The following is a 17,436-nucleotide window of genomic DNA, read 5'->3' on the forward strand; positions in this document are numbered from 1 at the left end:
CAACATCTAAAATTGAAACCAAAAGCGGCAGGTGCGGCTCTTTTGTCAAACGAAAGCTATGCTAGAAAGTAACCAGCTAGTTGAAATTGCAAAAAAAAAGAAACTACTGTAATTAATCTTCTTCAACTTCTACGAATCGAATATGACGTTCTAAATTCTCTTCAATAGAAATGAATGATTCTATACCACGTATACCAGAAATACTTAGAATTTCATCTTGATATACTTGTTTGTAGTGAAAGCTATCTCTTGCGTGCATCTTTATAAAGACATCGTATTTTCCCGTTACGTGGTGTATTTTCACAACTTCTTCAATCTCGTTCAACCGTGCCATTACCTTTTTAAATAGGCTGATCTCACTTAAAAAGATACCTAAGAATATAGTCATCTTCCACCCCATTTTAGCATAGTCCAAACTTAAAGTAGCACCAGTAATTAATCCCATTTCTCTCATCTTTCGCATTCGCATATGTACCGTGCCAGGAGAAACAATCAATTTCTTGGCTACATCTGTATAGGGGGTCTGCGCGTTTTCCGCTAAAATGTTTAAAATATTGAAATCAACCTGATCTAATTTATTTCTCATCTGTGGTAAAGGTTTTTACGGCTATTTCAACCAATATTTAACTATCGTTAAATTATTATAAGGTTTTAAGGATTTTTAACAAATTTAATTTATAATAATCTAATATTTGGTGATAATAAAGCAATAAAAAAGCCAAATATTGACGTTTTATTTATTTTTATCTAATCAAATTATTAATTACATAAAAAGCACATTTTTGGGCAATAATACCAGATTGACACATTTCCAATTCCAAAAATCCAAAAAATTGAATTAATGATAGATTTTTTCTAAAAAACTGTCGATTATTTAAAAAATACACCGTTAACATACTTATAATCAACACATAACGAATTGCAGCTATTTTTAATTCGATGCAACAATTTATAATATTGTATAAGTCAATTAGTCACCTAATAACATGATTTTTTGACCTGTAAAGTATCCGGAACTTTTCTTTTACGCATAAGGTATTCCCCCAGTAGTATTTCTGCTAACCACAGAAACGCTTTTTAGGTAGGCATACTATTGAGCAACAACTAAACTCACATGATTATGAAGAAAATTCTAACATTATCCTTCTTGTTACTATGTACACTATTCGTAGCGCAAGCACAGGAAATTACAATTAACGGTAAAGTGTCTGACACACAAGGACCCTTGCCCGGCGTTAACGTTATGGTCAAAGGAACCACTAAAGGTGTCATTACCGATTTTGATGGCCTTTACTCCATTACGGCATCAAGTGATGCCATACTTGTGTATTCTTTTATAGGTTATGCCAAACTAGAAATACCCGTAAACAGCAAAACGACTATTAACGCCATTCTTGAAGAATCTGCACAACAATTAACAGAAACCATAGTAGTAGGTTCAAGGGGACAAGCAAGAACAAAATTACAGACGGCAGCTCCTGTAGATGTTATAAGCGTAAGTAAACAGGCCATTAACATGCCACAATTGGATGTTGGTCAATTACTTGTTGCTTCCGCACCATCGTTTACGGCTGTTAGATCGCAGGGGGGTGACCTTAGTGCTTCGGTTACACCGCCTTCTTTAAGAGGTTTAGGACCCAATCAATTATTGGTTCTAGTAAATGGTAAAAGACGCCATAGTGGAGCACAGTTAATAAGTTCCGCAACAGGTGGATCTGCAAATTCAGTTGATATGGATTTCATTTCCTTGGATGCTATAGACCGTGTGGAAGTTTTACGGGATGGTGCCTCAGCACAATATGGTTCTGACGCTATTGCAGGGGTAATCAATATAGTTACCAGAAAAGGTACAGACAAATTCACAGCAAACTACACTGCCGGGTTTTATACCAATTCCAATCCAGATATTAGTGATTCCAATATTAGCCAATCTGACCAAGATTTGCTTAACGACACAGACGGAGCAGATGGTATAACACATCAACTTGGAATCAATTACGGAACCTCTTTTGAAAACGGAGGATATCTAAACGTTGCAGGAACCTATCGTCAAAATGAAGCAGCAATTCGCCCAAATATTAGCGGCGCTACACCTTATGGAGACTCTTATCTAAATAATGAAAGAACAGATGCACAGGGTAATCCTATAATAACCAATCCTGAATTATTGGCCGCACAAACTGCCGGAGATGCTGCACTTGCCGCAGAATTACAGACAGATGCAGGACTACTTGCTGCACGTGGCCTAACTGCGAGAGACATATCAACCTTTGCAGGTTTATCACCAAGTGTATTGGGCGTAGTTTCTTATGATCTAGAAATACCACTTTCTGAAATGTCTGAAAGCAGCTTTTATTCCTTTGGTGATTTTGGGTATAAAGCAGGTCAGCTATTTGGATGTTTTTATAGAAGATCAGCACAAACCGATCGTTTCAATTATGACCTGTATCCTAACGGTTTTAGACCACAAATGACCAATGATCAAACCAATTTGGCTTTTACAGGTGGTATTAAAGGAAAAGTAGGTGAATGGGATTTTGATTTCAGCAACACCTTTGGCACCAATACTCAGAGACTTGGACAATTTAATACGTTTAACGCCAGTTTACAATCCGCTTCACCAACAGAAATGGATTTGGGTACGCACAAATTTACACAGAACACAACCAACTTTGACCTTTCTAGATACTATCCAGATTTCTTATCTGGCCTTAACATCGCTATTGGAGGAGAATTTAGAATTGAGAACTATATTATAGAAAGAGGACAAGAAGAAAGTTACGCTGCAGGCGATGCAGGTGTTATTACCGCAACAGAAGACAATCAACAACTTATTGGACCAGATGGTTTTCCTTTAGAAGGTTTGGACGGCAGTCCAATTGTTGATGGTAATGGAGATGCTCTTGTATTACCTTATGGTGGTGTCAGCTCCTACCCTGTACTACAATACAGTCCAAATTGTCAATGTTTTAGAGGTTTTGCACCTGAGAACGAGGCAAATGAGTTTCGCTCGGTTACTGGACTTTATCTAGACCTTGAATTAGATGTTACAGACAAATGGTTTGTAAGTGGTGCGTTACGTACAGAACAATACTCGGATTTTGGCGGAGTTTTTACCGGCAAATTTGCTACTCGTTATTCTATTACAGATAATTTATCAGTTAGAGGATCGATCAGTAATGGCTTTAGAGCACCATCATTACAAGAATTGAATTACTCACATACATTTACCTTTTTTGTTGATCTAGAACCGTTTGACGGAACACTATACCCAAATAGCAGTCAAGTCGCAAAAACCATCGGTATTCAACAGTTACAGGAAGAAAGATCTACTAACATAGGTTTAGGAATTACCGCAAAACTTTTTAACAAGTTAGACCTTAGTATCGATGCCTTTCAAATAGATATTAAAGACCGCTTGTTCAGTACAGGTAACTTCAGTGCAGGTGACGCCCCAGCTTTAGAACCACTTATAGGTGCTGGTTTGGCAAGTTTTAGAATTAACGGTGGTGATATCAGCACAAAAGGTATAGAAATAGTAGCTAACTATAGTGAAAGAGTTGGTGAAGGAATGTTGAATCTTAACGTATCCGGATTGCTATCGGACAGAACTTTTGAAGGTGCAAATGTTCCTGATTTGAATACGGTTTTGACCGATCAAGAACTTGAAGACCTTTACATTGACCGTGCCGTAATAGGTGCCTATGAGCAAGGTGTTCCAAATACACAATTCATTGCTTCTGCAACCTATAGCATAGGAAAATGGTCTGGAATGCTAAGAGGAAACTATTTTGGGGAAATCGCTAGAATAGATGATGGAATTGGCACCTTGACCGATGCTAACTTTCCAAATGTTGGGGAACAGGGTTTTTCCGATCAAACATTTTCGGCTCAGGTCACCTCTGATTTAGGGATTACATATAAGGCTTCTGAGAACTTGGCCTTTACCCTAACCGGACAAAATATTTTCAATAATTATCCCGATTTATATCGATCAGAAGAAAGAGGTTTTTACCTATACGGTAATGCACAACAAGGATCTCTAGGGGCTTTTTATTCAGTAAGGGCTACACTAAGCTTCTAATTGATGTTTAATATTAAAAATTAAGAAAATGATAAAGACATATATAAAAAAGTTAAGTGTATTAACTGTAATCTTAATAACATTCGGGTCGTGCGATTTAGAGCGGCTAGATTCAGCTCAAGAGGCAGCCGAAGGTGGTGGCACCTTAGATACGTTTACAGCCTATACCATAGATTCTACAGACCCAATGGGATCCAATGTTTTTGGAAGAATCGTATTCTGGAAGACCGATTTAGAGCAAACATTGGTACAGATATCAATGTACAATACCATAGAGGACACCTTTCACCCAGCAGTGATTATTGATGGAGCTGTTGGCGTTGGCACTTCGGTTTTAACAACGTTAGATGATGTAGACGGAACTACTGGAGAACTTACTCAAAACAAGTTCTTTCTCATTACGGACACATCGTTTTACGACAGTTTAGAAACACTAGACGCACATGTAAGCATTGCATTGAGCACAGTCGATGACACTGTTGTTGCCGAAGGAAATATAGGTGCCAATGCTACGCCGGTAGATTCAAACTAGAAATTTTTTAACTTAAATATAGCACAGTATGAAAACAAATGTAAACAGAAGAGATTGGCTTAAAAAAGGCGTTCTCACAGCAGCAGGTGTAATGGCAGCACCTTATTTGACCTATGGGGCTTTCCCATCACAACCTATTGCATTAGATGCTAAAGGAAACATACCGTACACTCCGTTTTTTAAAGAGTATTTACCATATGCACCAACAGAACCTTTAGCGCTTGCAGCAAAATTAAATGCAAACGAAAATCCTTACGGACCTTCACCAATGGCTGTTTCCGCTATGCAGGAATATGCACCGAAAGGAAACAGATATGCTTGGAAAGAGTTGTATCAACTTATGGATAAGATCGCTGTAGAAGAGGGTGTTAAGCAAGAGAATATTATGATGGGACCTGGTTCTTCTGATCTATTGGAAAAAACAGCCATGGTATTTTTTCAAAATGGAGGAAACATTGTTTCTGCAGACCCTGCATACATGTCGTTGATCAAAGTAGCTCAGGCTACAGGTGCTACTTGGAAACCAATTCCACTAAAGAAAGACTGGTCTCACGATCTAGCGGCAATGGAAGCTGCTGTTGATGATGACACAAAATTGGTATACATCTGTAACCCAAATAACCCAACCGGTAGTATGACAGACCATGCAGAGCTGATAGATTTCTGTTCTCGCGTATCTGAAAAGACTCCGATTTTTGTTGATGAGGCATATTTAGGCTTTTTAGACGATGCTGCCAAAAAGAGTATGGTATCATTGATCAACGAAGGTAAAAATGTAATCATTGCGCGTACGTTCTCTAAAATACAGGGTATGGCAGGTTTACGTGTTGGTTACGTAGTTGCGCAACCGGAAACTTTAAACATCATACAAAAAATTACACGTGGTGGTATGGGTATATCCTTACCATCTGTATATGCCGCAATGGCAAGTATGGAAGATATTGCTTTCAAGGATAAATCTAGAAAATTGAATAAAGAATGTAGGGAATATGTCTATGAAAATCTTGACAGATTAGGGTTCGAATATGTGCCTTCTTCTACAAGTTTTATCATATTTCCGATAGAAATGGACGGTAAACCTTTCTTAGAAAAAATGACCGCCGAAGGTGTTGGTGTTAGAGCTTTTGAAATCTACGGAAAAAACTGGTGCCGTGTAAGTATGGGTACTATGGATGAAATGAAGCTGTTTACAACTGCCCTTGAAAAAGTGCTAGTTTAAGTTTGAATTAGTCCAGGAGTTGAATGTGCAGATAATTGCCTTGACAACAAAAATCTTAATTCAACTCCTACGGACTATTCATAATCCATCTATCTACTCAAACAAAAACACTCGAAAATGAATTTTGCACTACAAAAAACCCTCGAATTAATACTTATTATAGGTCTTGGTGTACTTCTACAGAAAAAGGTAGCCAAGCAAGATTTAAAAGGAGTTAAAGTCTTAATATTAAGTGTTGCTCTACCTGCAACGATCTTTGTTGCACTTCTAAAAATAGAGCTTAACGGTACTCTATTGGCTTACCCATTAATGGCCTTGACCTTCAATTTATTAATGTTACTCGCTAGTAAATATTTTTTAGCAGCTTCATTACCAAACGAAGAAAATAGTAAAAAACGGACCTTGATGATGCTATTGCCATCTACTGCGCCTGGTCTTTCTTGCTTTCCATTTATTGTAGCTTACTTAGGTGACGATACCTTAGCATTAGCAGCACTTGCAGATATTGGAAATAAAATATTCGTTTTGATACTACTGTATATGTTAGCCATGCATTGGTATCGTAAGAACTCCATTACAGAGAAAAAAGAATCCTCTAAAAGCAAACTAAAAGGTCTAATGGTATCATTGATCAATGAACCTATAAACATGGTTATTGTAGTAGGTTTGATTATGCTTGGTTTTGGATTGAACCTTTCTTCTCTTCCTACCTTTTTTCAAAACACTGCGTTAAGTATAAAAGGCTTAATGACCCCTTTGGTACTACTATTTATCGGTATGGCGGTTAGAATAAATTCGGGGGAGTTTAAACTAATCTTATCCATGCTATTACGTAGAAGTGGTCTAGCATTTTTACTTAGCGGAGTTTTTGCCTTTATTTTACCGTCATTAACACCTGCCATGATTTTACTATTAGTGGTATTTCCACAAAGTGCTTGTAGTTTTTGGCCATTTGCCCATATGAGTGCCATACAATCTATGGAAGATAAGGACAAACACCCAAAGCCAACTTTTGATGTAAACTTTGGTTTAAACATTTTGGCTTGTTCGTTACCCTTTTCTACTTTATTGATTATTGGCATCTTCTCTTTTAGTGATTACTTCATCAACCCGTTGACATTAATTGGAATTGGTACTGTTATTCTTGCAATTACTTTTGCTCCGGATATTCTAAAAGCGATAAGTTACAATAGCCGTCAAAAAGTAAATGACAGCACCCCACATATAACTATTGCGAATAACAATTTTAACCACGAAGACAAAAAAAACCTGAATGAGGCGAAAGCTAGTTAAAGCTATATTTAATAAGATTCCTTCATCCATTCATAAGGTTTTCTTTTCATCCAAAGGCCTCGAGTAAAATCTGGAAAATCTTGAGGCTCACCGTTATTGGCAATCGAAACTTCTGAAAGCGGTGTTACCGCACTCCATGCTGCAGCATCGTAAGCATCTAAAGGTGGAGCAATATTCTGCTTAGCAGATTCTACAAAAGAGTTCAATACAAAAAAGTCCATACCGCCATGCCCTGCATTTAATGCATATTCCCCATATTTTTTCCAGAGCGGGTGGTCATATGTTTCTAACCAAGGTTGCGCATCATCCCATTGATGTGGTTCAGATTTCCCTTCCACATAAATTCTGCTACCATCAACTTCCCAGAGTCCGTTTGCACCTTGCACACGAAATCCTAAAGAATATGGTCTAGGTAGATTACAATCATGGGTAATAATAATGGTTTCTCCAATTGCGGTATCAATGGTAGAGGTAATTACATCGCCCTGTTTAAATTTCACTTTTGCATTTGCGTGATTTATTCCACCATATTTTACAATATAGTTATGTAGACCGATACCTTTAGATGCATGCGAGGTCATTGATACAAACCGATTACCGCGATTAACATCTGCCATTACGGCTACCGGACCCAAACCATGGGTTGGGTATACATCGGCATTTCTTTTTACGGAATGCTCGGTACGCCATTTAGATTCCGATATTCCTTTTTCACCAAATTCAACACCCTTACCATAAGCTGTTTTACCATCATTGAATTTTACGTGTCGTAAATCGTGCTGATAGCCACATCTGTAATGCACCATTTCACCGAATACGTTTTGTTTCACCATATTCAACACCGCTAATACATCTCTGCGATAATTCACATTTTCCAAAATCATCATGTGCGCGCCGGTTCGCTCATGGGTATTCACCAAATCCCAACATTCTTCTAGCGTATTAGAGGCCGAAACTTCTACTCCAGCATATTTACCGGCTTCCATAGCATCTACCGTCATGCGTGTGTGCCATAACCAAGGTGTAGCAATGATTACTGCATCAACCTCTTCTAAAGCCAATAGATTCTTATAATCAAGTTCATTTGCACCAAATGCTTTTGGCAACTTGCCTTTTGCATTAGCTATATGTTTATTGGCAATTTTTATTCTCTCTTCGTCAACATCACAAATTGCGGTGACATTCACATCTTTTCTTAGCAATAAATTCTGCAAATGGTTGGTTCCTCTCAACCCTACACCAATTAAACCAACATTCAATTTATCTGCAGCGCTAAAACTATTATGTGCAAAAGATGGCACTACAAATAGTCCCATACCTGCCAATGATGTACTTCTAATAAATTTTCTTCTTGTGGCCATTTAGTTGTGTAGTTTATGAACATTGAATTTATAAAAAGTTACCGATGCATATTAACTAATCATCAAGTTTATAGCTGTTACAACCAATATTTTGTACGATTTTTAATCACATTCGCTATTTTTGCCCGGTAAATACAGAAAATTATGACATTACTTTTAATGGCTGCCGGTAGTGGTAGTAGATATGGAAAGCTAAAACAATTTGATGATTTAGGGCCTAATGGTGAGTTTTTAATGGAGTTTGCCATTTATGATGCCATTCAGAACAACTTCGATCAAATTGTAGTTATTACAAAAAAAGAGAACGTTTCTTTTTTAGAGGAGCACCTTTCTAAAAGAATACCAAGTAATATAAAACTAAATGTTCTTGCACAAGAACTTACAGATTTACCTGATGGGGTTACTTTTACAGGAGAACGTAAGAAACCATGGGGAACTGCACATGCGGTTTGGACGGCAAGAAATGTTATTAACGGACCATTTGTTGTAATCAACGCAGATGACTTTTACGGACAATCTGCTTATAAAAAAGCAGCTGATTTCATGAAAACCGATGATAACGCATATGCTCTTTTAGGATACACGTTAAAAAACACTCTTTCTGAGCATGGATCAGTATCTAGAGGTGTTTGTGAAGTAAATGGAGACAACTTGGTTTCTGTTCAAGAACGTTTAAAATTGGTTCAAAAAGGTGATAAGATAATTGATGAAGAAACAGAACTTGAATTTAATGGCGAAGAACAAGCTAGTATGAATTTTTGGGTTTGCAGACCGTCTATCTTTGATAAGATCGAATCTGAATTTAGAATATTCTTAAAAGATGAAGACCGCATAGCGAATAGCGAGTTATATATACCTCTAATGATACAAGAAATGTTACAGGCAAATGAAATTGAAGTGAAATGTATACCTTCTGGCGGAGATTGGTTTGGCGTAACTTATGCTAGTGATAAAGAAAAAGCAATGAACAGCTTAAAAGAAAAATCTGATTCAGGTAAATACCCTGCTCCTATTTGGAAGTAAATTTTCAAAACGTATAGTAGAACCCATTAGATAGTTATTTAATGGGTTTTTTTATGTTCTAAAATGATCTAAACTAAAAAGAGTCCGACCTTTAAGGACCGGACTCTTTTACGAGAACACTATATGAAAATGAAAAAATTTAATTCGTTTTTTATTACATTGTAAATGTACAGGTAAGGTCAAAAAACAGAAACAAATTGATGTCATCTGCTTATTTTTTGTTGTGAGATGGTCTATTTTTGTGGTGAACTGAATTTATAGCTATGAAAATTAGGATAAAAGGTGATTCTGTGCGGTTTCGACTGACCCAGACCGAAGTAAGACAATTATCGGAGAGTGGTCAAATTTATGACAGTACTAATTTTGGAACCGCAACATTTAATTACGGTGTAGTTTTAAAGCGTAATACAGAACAACTTCATATCAGTTTTGACAACAACGGTATCGTTCTAGAGATGCCAGAAGATTTAGGAAAGAATTGGTTTTCAAATGACATTATAACATATGACCACACTATGAAAACATCTTCTGGAAATGACCTTTACCTTTTATTGGAAAAAGATTTTACGTGCTTGGACAATACCATAGAAGACCAATCCGATAATTACCCAAATCCGAAGTTGAGTTAAGTATCTTGTTTTAATCGTTTAGATTACAGTTTTAATAGAAATGATTATAATCGTTACTTCTACATTTACTAAGTTTATAGTATGGATGCAAAAACTGAACGCAAGGTCTCATTTAGAGGATCAGAAGAATTTTTAGATATTGAATTAAAAGACCCCATTACGCATGCCGCAGGATATTTAGGTGTTCGTGAAGCTTTAAAGCATACTTTTAAAGAAATGGGCGTGTTACGATCCATGCGTACATTACTTAGCATGAACCAAAAAGATGGTTTTGATTGCCCTAGTTGTGCATGGCCTGATCCAGAACATCCATCACCTGTTGCAGAATATTGCGAAAACGGGGCAAAAGCCTTAGGTGACGAAGCTACTACCGAAAAAATTGGCGCAAGTTTTTTTCAAAAAAATTCAGTTGAAGAATTATCTAAACTAACCGACTACGAATTAAATAAATTTGGTCGTTTGGTAGAACCTATGATTTTAAAACCAGGTAGTGTTCATTACGAACCCATTTCTTGGCAAGCAGCTTTTGATTTAATAGCATCTGAATTAAGAAAGTTGAACAATCCAGATGAGGCTATATTTTACACCTCTGGTAGATCAAGTAATGAGGCCGCTTTTTTATACGGCATGTTCGCACGTGCACTAGGCACCAACAATTTACCAGACTGCTCTAATATGTGCCATGAAAGTAGCGGTGTTGCATTGGGCGAAACTTTAGGCATAGGTAAAGGGTCTACCACTTTAGAAGACCTTTATGAAGCCGAGGTTATTTTGATAGCAGGTCAAAATCCCGGTACTAACCATCCAAGAATGTTATCTGCTTTAGAAAAATGTAAGCAGAACGGTGGTAAGGTAATTAGCATCAATCCACTTGAAGAATCTGGTCTCGTGAATTTTAAAAATCCACAGCATGTTGGTGGATGGATAGGTGGTGGAGAAGACATGGCAGACATTCACTTGCCCGTCAACATTAACCAAGACATACCCTTGGTGAAATTGATATTGAAAAAACTAGTTGCGTTAGAAGAAAAATCAAATGATGTCTTTGACCATGCATTCATTGAAAAATATACCGATGGATATGAGTCTTTAATTTCCGATTTAAAAAATTACAACTCAGAAGAACTACTGGCACAAACAGGCGTATCTGAAGAAAAAATAGATGAAACCGTAGCATTATTAGCTAACAAATCTAAAATTATAGTGTGTTGGGCAATGGGACTGACCCAACATAAAAATGGAGTAGAAAATATTAGAGAGTTCATTAATCTTCTTTTACTTAAGGGAGCTATAGGCAAACCAAATACAGGCACCTGCCCTGTTCGTGGGCACAGTAACGTACAAGGAGACCGCAGTGTTGGTATTCAGCATTTTGTTGATAAGGCAATGAACGAACGTATTAAAGAACACTTAGGTTTTACACCACCAGATCACGAAGGTGTTGACGTTGTGGGCACCCTAAAAGCTATGTATGAAGGCAAGGCAAAAGTATTTATGTGCTTAGGCGGTAACTTTTTAATGGCGGCTTCAGATACCGAGTATACTGCAAAGGGTATTCAAAACTGTGACCTTACTGTACAAATCAGTACAAAACTGAACAGAACACATTTAATTACCGGTAAAACAGCTCTTATTCTACCTACTATTGGTAGATCAGAGAAAGACATGAAAGATGGCAAACCACGTCATTTTACTGTTGAAAATAGTATGGGTCGCGTAAAACGCTCTAAAGGAATTCTGAAACCCGCCTCTGACACCATCATGAGCGAGCCCGAGATTATTGCCAATATGGGACATGCTTATTTTGGAGAACGCCATTCTATGAATTGGAAAGCCTTAGGCGCAGATTATGAACTTATAAGAACACAAATAGACCAAGTAGCCAAAGGATTTAACAAAACAGAAGAGCGTTCAGTTGGTGCTGGTTACTACTTACCAAATAATGTACGTGAGCTAGACTTTAGTATGCTACCCAATGGAAAGGCTCAATTTACTATCAATAAATTACCAGAGCATAAATTGGCAAAAGACGAGTACATGTTAATGACCATTCGTTCTCACGATCAGTTCAACACCACTATTTATGGTTTAGATGATCGTTATAGAGGAGTATATAATGCACGACGAATCATTTTCATGAATATCGATGACATGAAAGCTGTGGGGCTTAACAAACTAGATGTTGTAGATATTACTAGCACTTATGATGAAATTATTAGAACCGCACATAATTTCAAGGTAGTACCCTATAATATTCCGTCAGGTAATTTGGCTTCTTACTTTCCTGAAACCAATGTCTTAGTGCCGTATAACCATTTCGCAGACCGAAGCAAAACACCTATAAGCAAATCGGTTAAGGTGAGATTGGTAAAGAAATAGTTAACCAACACACCACTGACATTCAATTACATAACAATCTGGTAACTCAAAAATAAGTTAGCAATAACCTTTCTATTCCCTTATTTTTTGAAACTTTACGGTCATATGTTTCAGTACATGAAATCTATTGAATTGACCATTTTCTCACATACCCTTCTTGCATTTAATGCCAAGTTAGGGGTCAATTTACCCCACTTTACTTTCTTAAAAGTTTCAGTTCAAAAACCTCCAACCATTTTATGAAAAAAAGACCAGTTGATATTGTGGTCATATCTGATGTTCATTTAGGAACATACGGCTGCCACGCCAAAGAACTTTTAAAATATATGAAATCAATTAAGCCAAAAGAAGTAATTCTAAATGGTGATATTGTAGATATCTGGCAATTTAGTAAGCGCTACTGGCCTAAATCCCATATGAAGGTGATCAAGCTTCTATTAGAATGGGTAGCGAAAGGTATACCAGTTCATTATGTAACAGGCAACCATGATGAGCTTTTGCGTAAGTTTTCTGGAAATAGCATGGGTTCTTTAAGTATTGTAAACAAAATGGTGATTCCGCTAGAAGACAAAAAAGCATGGATTTTTCATGGTGATGTGTTCGATGTAACCATGCAGCATTCTAAATGGGTCGCCAAGCTTGGTGCTAAAGGCTATGATTTCTTGATTTTATTGAATAGAGCTATAAACTTCATTAGCAAGAAAATGGGCAAAGGACCTATTTCTATGTCCAAAAAAATTAAGAACGGCGTAAAATCTGCGGTAAAGTTCATTAATGACTTTGAACAGATAGCAGCGGATATTGCCATAGAGAACGGATATGATTACGTGATTTGCGGTCATATTCACCAACCGGAAATTCGTAATATAAAAACAGAAAAAGGTGAGGTAACCTACCTTAATTCTGGAGATTGGATAGAAAACTTAACCGCACTAGAATACCATAATGGAAAGTGGAAACTCTATTCATATCTAGAAGACCAGCTTACCATAGACCATAAAGAGGATATTAAGGAGGAAACATTTGTATTAGAAAAGGCAGAGCTTTTTCAAAGTTTACTAGAAGAGTTTAGAATTAGTGGAATGACACAGCAGAGTAAATGAGAGTACTATATGCAATTCAGGGTACCGGAAACGGACATTTAAGTAGAGCGCGAGACGTAATACCAGCGCTTTTAAAACATAACATCTCGTTAGATATTTTGGTTAGCGGCATACAAGCGGATATAAAGCTACCCTACCCTGTTAGATATCAGTTGAAGGGACTTAGTTTCATCTTTGGTAAAAAAGGAGGCGTAGATGTCTGGAAAACTTACTACAGGGCGAATTCTATGCGCTTGCAGAAAGAAATTAAGAGTATTCCTGTAGAAGATTACGACCTCATCATAAATGATTTTGAGCCAGTGACGGCATGGGCATGTAAGTTAAAAAACAAGCCCTGTTATAGCTTTAGCCACCAAGCTGCAGTTTTATCTGACCTAGCACCAAAACCAAAGAAAAAAGATAGAATGGGCAAATGGATTTTAAACAACTACGCCCCTACCAGTCAACAATACGGCTTACATTTTAAGTCTTATGAAAAAAATATTTATACACCCATAATCAGAGATGACATTCGTTCTGCAACAATTACAAAAGGGGAGCACTACACGGTATATCTACCTTCATATAGTGATGAGAAATTATTGAATTTTTTAAGCAAAATGAAGAGCGTAAAATGGGAAGTTTTTTCCAAGCACAACACCTATGAATATTTCAATAAAAATATTCATATAAAACCCATTACCAATGAAGCTTTTGTAAAAAGCATGGCCTCCAGTAAAGGTGTTTTATGTGGAGCTGGTTTTGAAGCCCCAGCAGAAAGTCTTTACATGCAAAAGAAATTGCTTGTCATACCTATGAAAGGGCAGTATGAACAGCAATGCAATGCTGCGGCATTGGCAGAAATGGGCGTTCCGGTTATAAAATCGCTCAAAAAAAAGCATCTAGACAAAGTAAGACACTGGCTAGAAACCGATACAATCGTACCTGTTAATTACCCGGATATTACAGATGAAATCGTTTCTAAGCTTTTAGAAGAATCTCTAGTAAAAAACCACGCAGCAAGTTTGCCTGGCATTGAATTGAAAGTGTAACTATAATTTAGACACGAGCATCGTAACTATTAAATCTCGACTATCGAGTAATTCCCTAAAAGCATCCTATATCATTGAAAGAAAATAAAGAAACCATTTTGAACGCATCAGATTTTGGTGAGGATTTTACATGGGGAGTATCCACGGCAGCATATCAAATTGAAGGTGCACACAATTTGCATGGTAAAGGACCTTCTATTTGGGACAAGTTTACCGCCACACCAAAAGTGATTCTTAACGGAGAAAACGCAAATGTGTCTTGTGATTTCTACCATAAATACAAAGAAGATATTTTGTTAATGAAATCCATGAATATTGATAACTATCGTTTTTCAATCTCATGGGCAAGGGTTTTACCTAATGGTACAGGTACTATAAATGAAGCTGGTATACAATTTTATAATGATGTCATAAATTTTTGTTTGGAACAAAATATTACTCCATGGATCACTTTATACCATTGGGATCTACCTCAAACCCTAGAAGAAAAAGGAGGATGGACCATTAGACAAATCGTTACATGGTTTTCAGAGTTCACTCAAGTATGCGCTAATGCTTTTGGCGACCGGGTGAAAAATTGGATGGTAATGAACGAACCTATGGTTTTTACTGGTGCCGGATATTTTTTAGGTGTACATGCGCCAGGTAAAAAAGGCTTGAAAAATTTTCTACCTGCCGCACACCATGCAGTTCTTTGTCAGGCAGAAGGCGGCAGAATACTTCGAAAACTAGTACCCAATGCCAACATTGGCACTACATTTTCATGTTCACAGATTACACCCTATAGACAGAATAAAAGAGATAAAAAAACCGCTATAAAAGTTGACGCCTTACTCAATCGTTTATTCATTGAGCCAGCACTTGGTTTGGGTTACCCCACAAAAGAAGCTCCGGTTCTAAAGAAACTACAGCCCTATATTCAACCTACGGATATGGATGATTGTAAGTTCGATTTTGATTTTATAGGAATTCAGAACTATACGCGTGAAAAAGTAAAATACAGCTTTTTAGTACCTTACATAAGAGCCAAGATTGTAAAAGCCAGTAAAAGAAATGTTGCTACTACATTGATGGACTGGGAAGTTTACCCACCTAGCATTTACAATATGATTGAAAAGTTCAACAACTACCCACAAATAAAAAAAATAATTATCACCGAGAATGGAGCCGCTTTTAAAGATAAGATAGATGGTGACAACATTATCGATACGAAACGGACGGACTTTCTACAAGGCTATTTAACTCAAGTTTTAAAGGCAAAACAAGCTGGATTAAATATTTACGGATATTTCGTGTGGACATTTACAGATAATTTTGAATGGGCAGAAGGGTACCATCCACGATTTGGATTGGTATATATTGATTTTAAAACACTAAAAAGAACAATAAAATCTTCTGGAAAATGGTTCTCTCAATTCCTATCCAACTAAAATAAAGGCACAAAAAAAAGCCGATGCTCCCACCGGCTTAAGCTTTTATCCAAAATAAACATACAAACATCTTACTTGCGCAATGCAAAGATATATTGTCATTCGTTATGCTATGTTAAGGCTACTATAGTAAAATGTTACTTTATTGAAAAGCGGGCATACCCGTAATATCCGCACCTGTAATTAATAAGTGAATATCATGTGTACCCTCATAAGTGATTACACTCTCTAAGTTCATCATATGGCGCATAATGCTATATTCACCTGTAATGCCCATACCACCTAAAACCTGTCTTGCTTCACGAGCTATTTTAATAGCCATCTCCACATTGTTTCTTTTCGCCATGGAAATTTGTGCAGAAGTAGCTTTACCTTGATTTTTTAATTGTCCTAAACGAAACGCTAATAATTGCGCTTTGGTGATCTCGGTAATCATTTCCGCTAATTTCTTTTGCTGCAATTGTGTTGCTGCAATAGGCTTACCAAATTGAATGCGCTCTTTTGCATATCTTAATGCAGTATCATAGCAATCCATAGCCGCACCGATCGCACCCCATGCAATTCCAAATCTCGCGGAATCCAAACAACCCAAAGGCGCTCCCAATCCTGACTTATTCGGCAACAAATTTTCCTTTGGTACTTTTACATTATCAAATATCAATTCTCCCGTAGCCGAAGCTCTTAAAGACCATTTATTATGTGTTTCTGGTGTGGTAAAACCTTCCATTCCACGTTCCACGATTAAACCGTGAATACGACCTTCCTCATTCTTTGCCCATACTACAGCTATATCGCAAAACGGTGAATTCGAAATCCAAAGTTTGGCACCGTTCAACAAATAATAATCACCCATATCTTTGTACTTGGTTTCCATACCGCTAGGATTGGAACCATGGTTAGGCTCTGTTAACCCAAAGGAACCCATCCATTCACCAGAAGCTAGTTTTGGCAGGTATTTTTTACGTTGTTCTTCAGTGCCGTAAGTATAAATTGGGTACATCACCAAAGAAGATTGCACAGATGCCGTAGAACGCACACCACTATCTCCCCTTTCAATTTCTTGCATAATGAGTCCATAACTTATTTGATCTAAGCCTGCACCACCATATTCTTCAGGAATGTACGGTCCAAAAGCTCCAATCTCTGCAAGACCTTTTATTATCTGCTTTGGAAATTCTGCCTTTTGGGCATATTCTTCAATGATTGGAGATACATCTCTCTTTACCCATTGGCGTGCAGCATCGCGAACTAGCAAATGTTCTTCAGAAAGTAAATCGTCTAAATTATAGTAGTCTGGTGCTTCAAATAAATCTGGTCTCATAACAATGCTTTTATCAAAGATAATTAAAGAA

The 17,436-nt window shown here is 37.1% G+C and carries 13 protein-coding genes; 10 read left to right on the forward strand and 3 right to left on the reverse strand.

What is annotated here, in order from left to right:
- Nucleotides 1–112: 112 nt before the first annotated feature.
- The gene (locus SJY30_RS11385; protein WP_276471471.1) at nt 113–586 is read right to left on the reverse strand and encodes an Lrp/AsnC family transcriptional regulator; all 474 of its coding nucleotides are present in this window, start codon (nt 584–586) and stop codon (nt 113–115) included.
- 534 nt (nt 587–1,120) lie between these two features.
- On the opposite strand from SJY30_RS11385, the gene SJY30_RS11390 reads away from it, so the two are divergent.
- From SJY30_RS11390 to SJY30_RS11405, 4 genes are all read left to right on the forward strand, one after another.
- The gene (locus SJY30_RS11390; protein ID WP_396632298.1) at nt 1,121–4,084 is read left to right on the forward strand and encodes a TonB-dependent receptor domain-containing protein; all 2,964 of its coding nucleotides are present in this window, start codon (nt 1,121–1,123) and stop codon (nt 4,082–4,084) included.
- A gap of 28 nt (nt 4,085–4,112) precedes the next feature.
- Nucleotides 4,113–4,616 (forward strand): hypothetical protein, encoded by a 504-nt coding sequence (locus tag SJY30_RS11395; RefSeq protein WP_396632299.1) that lies wholly within the window; start codon nt 4,113–4,115, stop codon nt 4,614–4,616.
- Nucleotides 4,617–4,644: 28 nt separating this feature from the next.
- Nucleotides 4,645–5,835: a pyridoxal phosphate-dependent aminotransferase gene (locus SJY30_RS11400; RefSeq protein WP_396632300.1), complete on the forward strand. Its 1,191-nt coding sequence runs from the start codon at nt 4,645–4,647 to the stop codon at nt 5,833–5,835.
- 117 nt (nt 5,836–5,952) lie between these two features.
- Nucleotides 5,953–7,128 carry an AEC family transporter gene (locus SJY30_RS11405; RefSeq protein WP_396632301.1) on the forward strand — a complete coding sequence of 392 codons (1,176 nt, stop codon included), beginning with the start codon at nt 5,953–5,955 and terminating at the stop codon, nt 7,126–7,128.
- Between the two features lie 8 nt (nt 7,129–7,136).
- Here SJY30_RS11405 and SJY30_RS11410 read toward each other — a convergent pair whose 3' ends face one another.
- On the reverse strand, nt 7,137–8,489 hold the full coding sequence (locus SJY30_RS11410; protein ID WP_396632302.1) for a Gfo/Idh/MocA family protein: 1,353 nt from the start codon (nt 8,487–8,489) through the stop codon (nt 7,137–7,139).
- A gap of 144 nt (nt 8,490–8,633) precedes the next feature.
- Here SJY30_RS11410 and SJY30_RS11415 point away from each other — a divergent pair, with 144 nt between their 5' ends.
- From SJY30_RS11415 to SJY30_RS11440, 6 genes are all read left to right on the forward strand, one after another.
- Complete coding sequence (locus SJY30_RS11415; RefSeq protein WP_396632303.1) at nt 8,634–9,512, forward strand: NDP-sugar synthase; 879 nt, start codon at nt 8,634–8,636, stop codon at nt 9,510–9,512.
- Nucleotides 9,513–9,775: 263 nt separating this feature from the next.
- Nucleotides 9,776–10,141 carry a DUF7009 family protein gene (locus SJY30_RS11420; RefSeq protein WP_396632304.1) on the forward strand — a complete coding sequence of 122 codons (366 nt, stop codon included), beginning with the start codon at nt 9,776–9,778 and terminating at the stop codon, nt 10,139–10,141.
- Nucleotides 10,142–10,222: 81 nt separating this feature from the next.
- Nucleotides 10,223–12,520 carry an FdhF/YdeP family oxidoreductase gene (locus tag SJY30_RS11425; protein WP_396632305.1) on the forward strand — a complete coding sequence of 766 codons (2,298 nt, stop codon included), beginning with the start codon at nt 10,223–10,225 and terminating at the stop codon, nt 12,518–12,520.
- Nucleotides 12,521–12,759: 239 nt separating this feature from the next.
- Entirely contained in the window at nt 12,760–13,623 is an 864-nt protein-coding gene (locus SJY30_RS11430) for a UDP-2,3-diacylglucosamine diphosphatase (RefSeq protein WP_396632306.1), read from the forward strand.
- Nucleotides 13,620–14,654 (forward strand): glycosyltransferase family protein, encoded by a 1,035-nt coding sequence (locus SJY30_RS11435; RefSeq protein ID WP_396632307.1) that lies wholly within the window; start codon nt 13,620–13,622, stop codon nt 14,652–14,654. Before SJY30_RS11430 ends, SJY30_RS11435 begins: the two co-directional genes overlap by 4 nt.
- Nucleotides 14,655–14,728: 74 nt before the next feature.
- A complete protein-coding gene (locus SJY30_RS11440) occupies nt 14,729–16,084 on the forward strand; it encodes a GH1 family beta-glucosidase (protein WP_396632308.1) in 1,356 nt (451 codons plus the stop codon).
- Between the two features lie 142 nt (nt 16,085–16,226).
- On the opposite strand, the gene SJY30_RS11445 is transcribed toward SJY30_RS11440, so the two are convergent.
- On the reverse strand, nt 16,227–17,405 hold the full coding sequence (locus tag SJY30_RS11445; RefSeq protein ID WP_396632309.1) for an acyl-CoA dehydrogenase family protein: 1,179 nt from the start codon (nt 17,403–17,405) through the stop codon (nt 16,227–16,229).
- Nucleotides 17,406–17,436: the final 31 nt, after the last annotated feature.

It is taken from the genome of Maribacter sp. R86514, from assembly GCF_044597005.1.
Classification (GTDB): domain Bacteria; phylum Bacteroidota; class Bacteroidia; order Flavobacteriales; family Flavobacteriaceae; genus Maribacter.

Excerpts from the sequence above, each read along its gene's own strand:
- SJY30_RS11420 (WP_396632304.1), top strand. The coding sequence starts at position 9,776 with ATGAAAATTAGGATAAAAGGTGATTCTGTGCGGTTTCGACTGACCCAG.
- SJY30_RS11390 (WP_396632298.1), top strand. The coding sequence starts at position 1,121 with ATGAAGAAAATTCTAACATTATCCTTCTTGTTACTATGTACACTATTC.
- SJY30_RS11410 (WP_396632302.1), bottom strand. The coding sequence starts at position 8,489 with ATGGCCACAAGAAGAAAATTTATTAGAAGTACATCATTGGCAGGTATG.
- SJY30_RS11425 (WP_396632305.1), top strand. The coding sequence starts at position 10,223 with ATGGATGCAAAAACTGAACGCAAGGTCTCATTTAGAGGATCAGAAGAA.
- SJY30_RS11435 (WP_396632307.1), top strand. The coding sequence starts at position 13,620 with ATGAGAGTACTATATGCAATTCAGGGTACCGGAAACGGACATTTAAGT.
- SJY30_RS11395 (WP_396632299.1), top strand. The coding sequence starts at position 4,113 with ATGATAAAGACATATATAAAAAAGTTAAGTGTATTAACTGTAATCTTA.
- SJY30_RS11400 (WP_396632300.1), top strand. The coding sequence starts at position 4,645 with ATGAAAACAAATGTAAACAGAAGAGATTGGCTTAAAAAAGGCGTTCTC.
- SJY30_RS11430 (WP_396632306.1), top strand. The coding sequence starts at position 12,760 with ATGAAAAAAAGACCAGTTGATATTGTGGTCATATCTGATGTTCATTTA.
- SJY30_RS11385 (WP_276471471.1), bottom strand. The coding sequence starts at position 586 with ATGAGAAATAAATTAGATCAGGTTGATTTCAATATTTTAAACATTTTA.
- SJY30_RS11445 (WP_396632309.1), bottom strand. The coding sequence starts at position 17,405 with ATGAGACCAGATTTATTTGAAGCACCAGACTACTATAATTTAGACGAT.
- SJY30_RS11415 (WP_396632303.1), top strand. The coding sequence starts at position 8,634 with ATGACATTACTTTTAATGGCTGCCGGTAGTGGTAGTAGATATGGAAAG.
- SJY30_RS11405 (WP_396632301.1), top strand. The coding sequence starts at position 5,953 with ATGAATTTTGCACTACAAAAAACCCTCGAATTAATACTTATTATAGGT.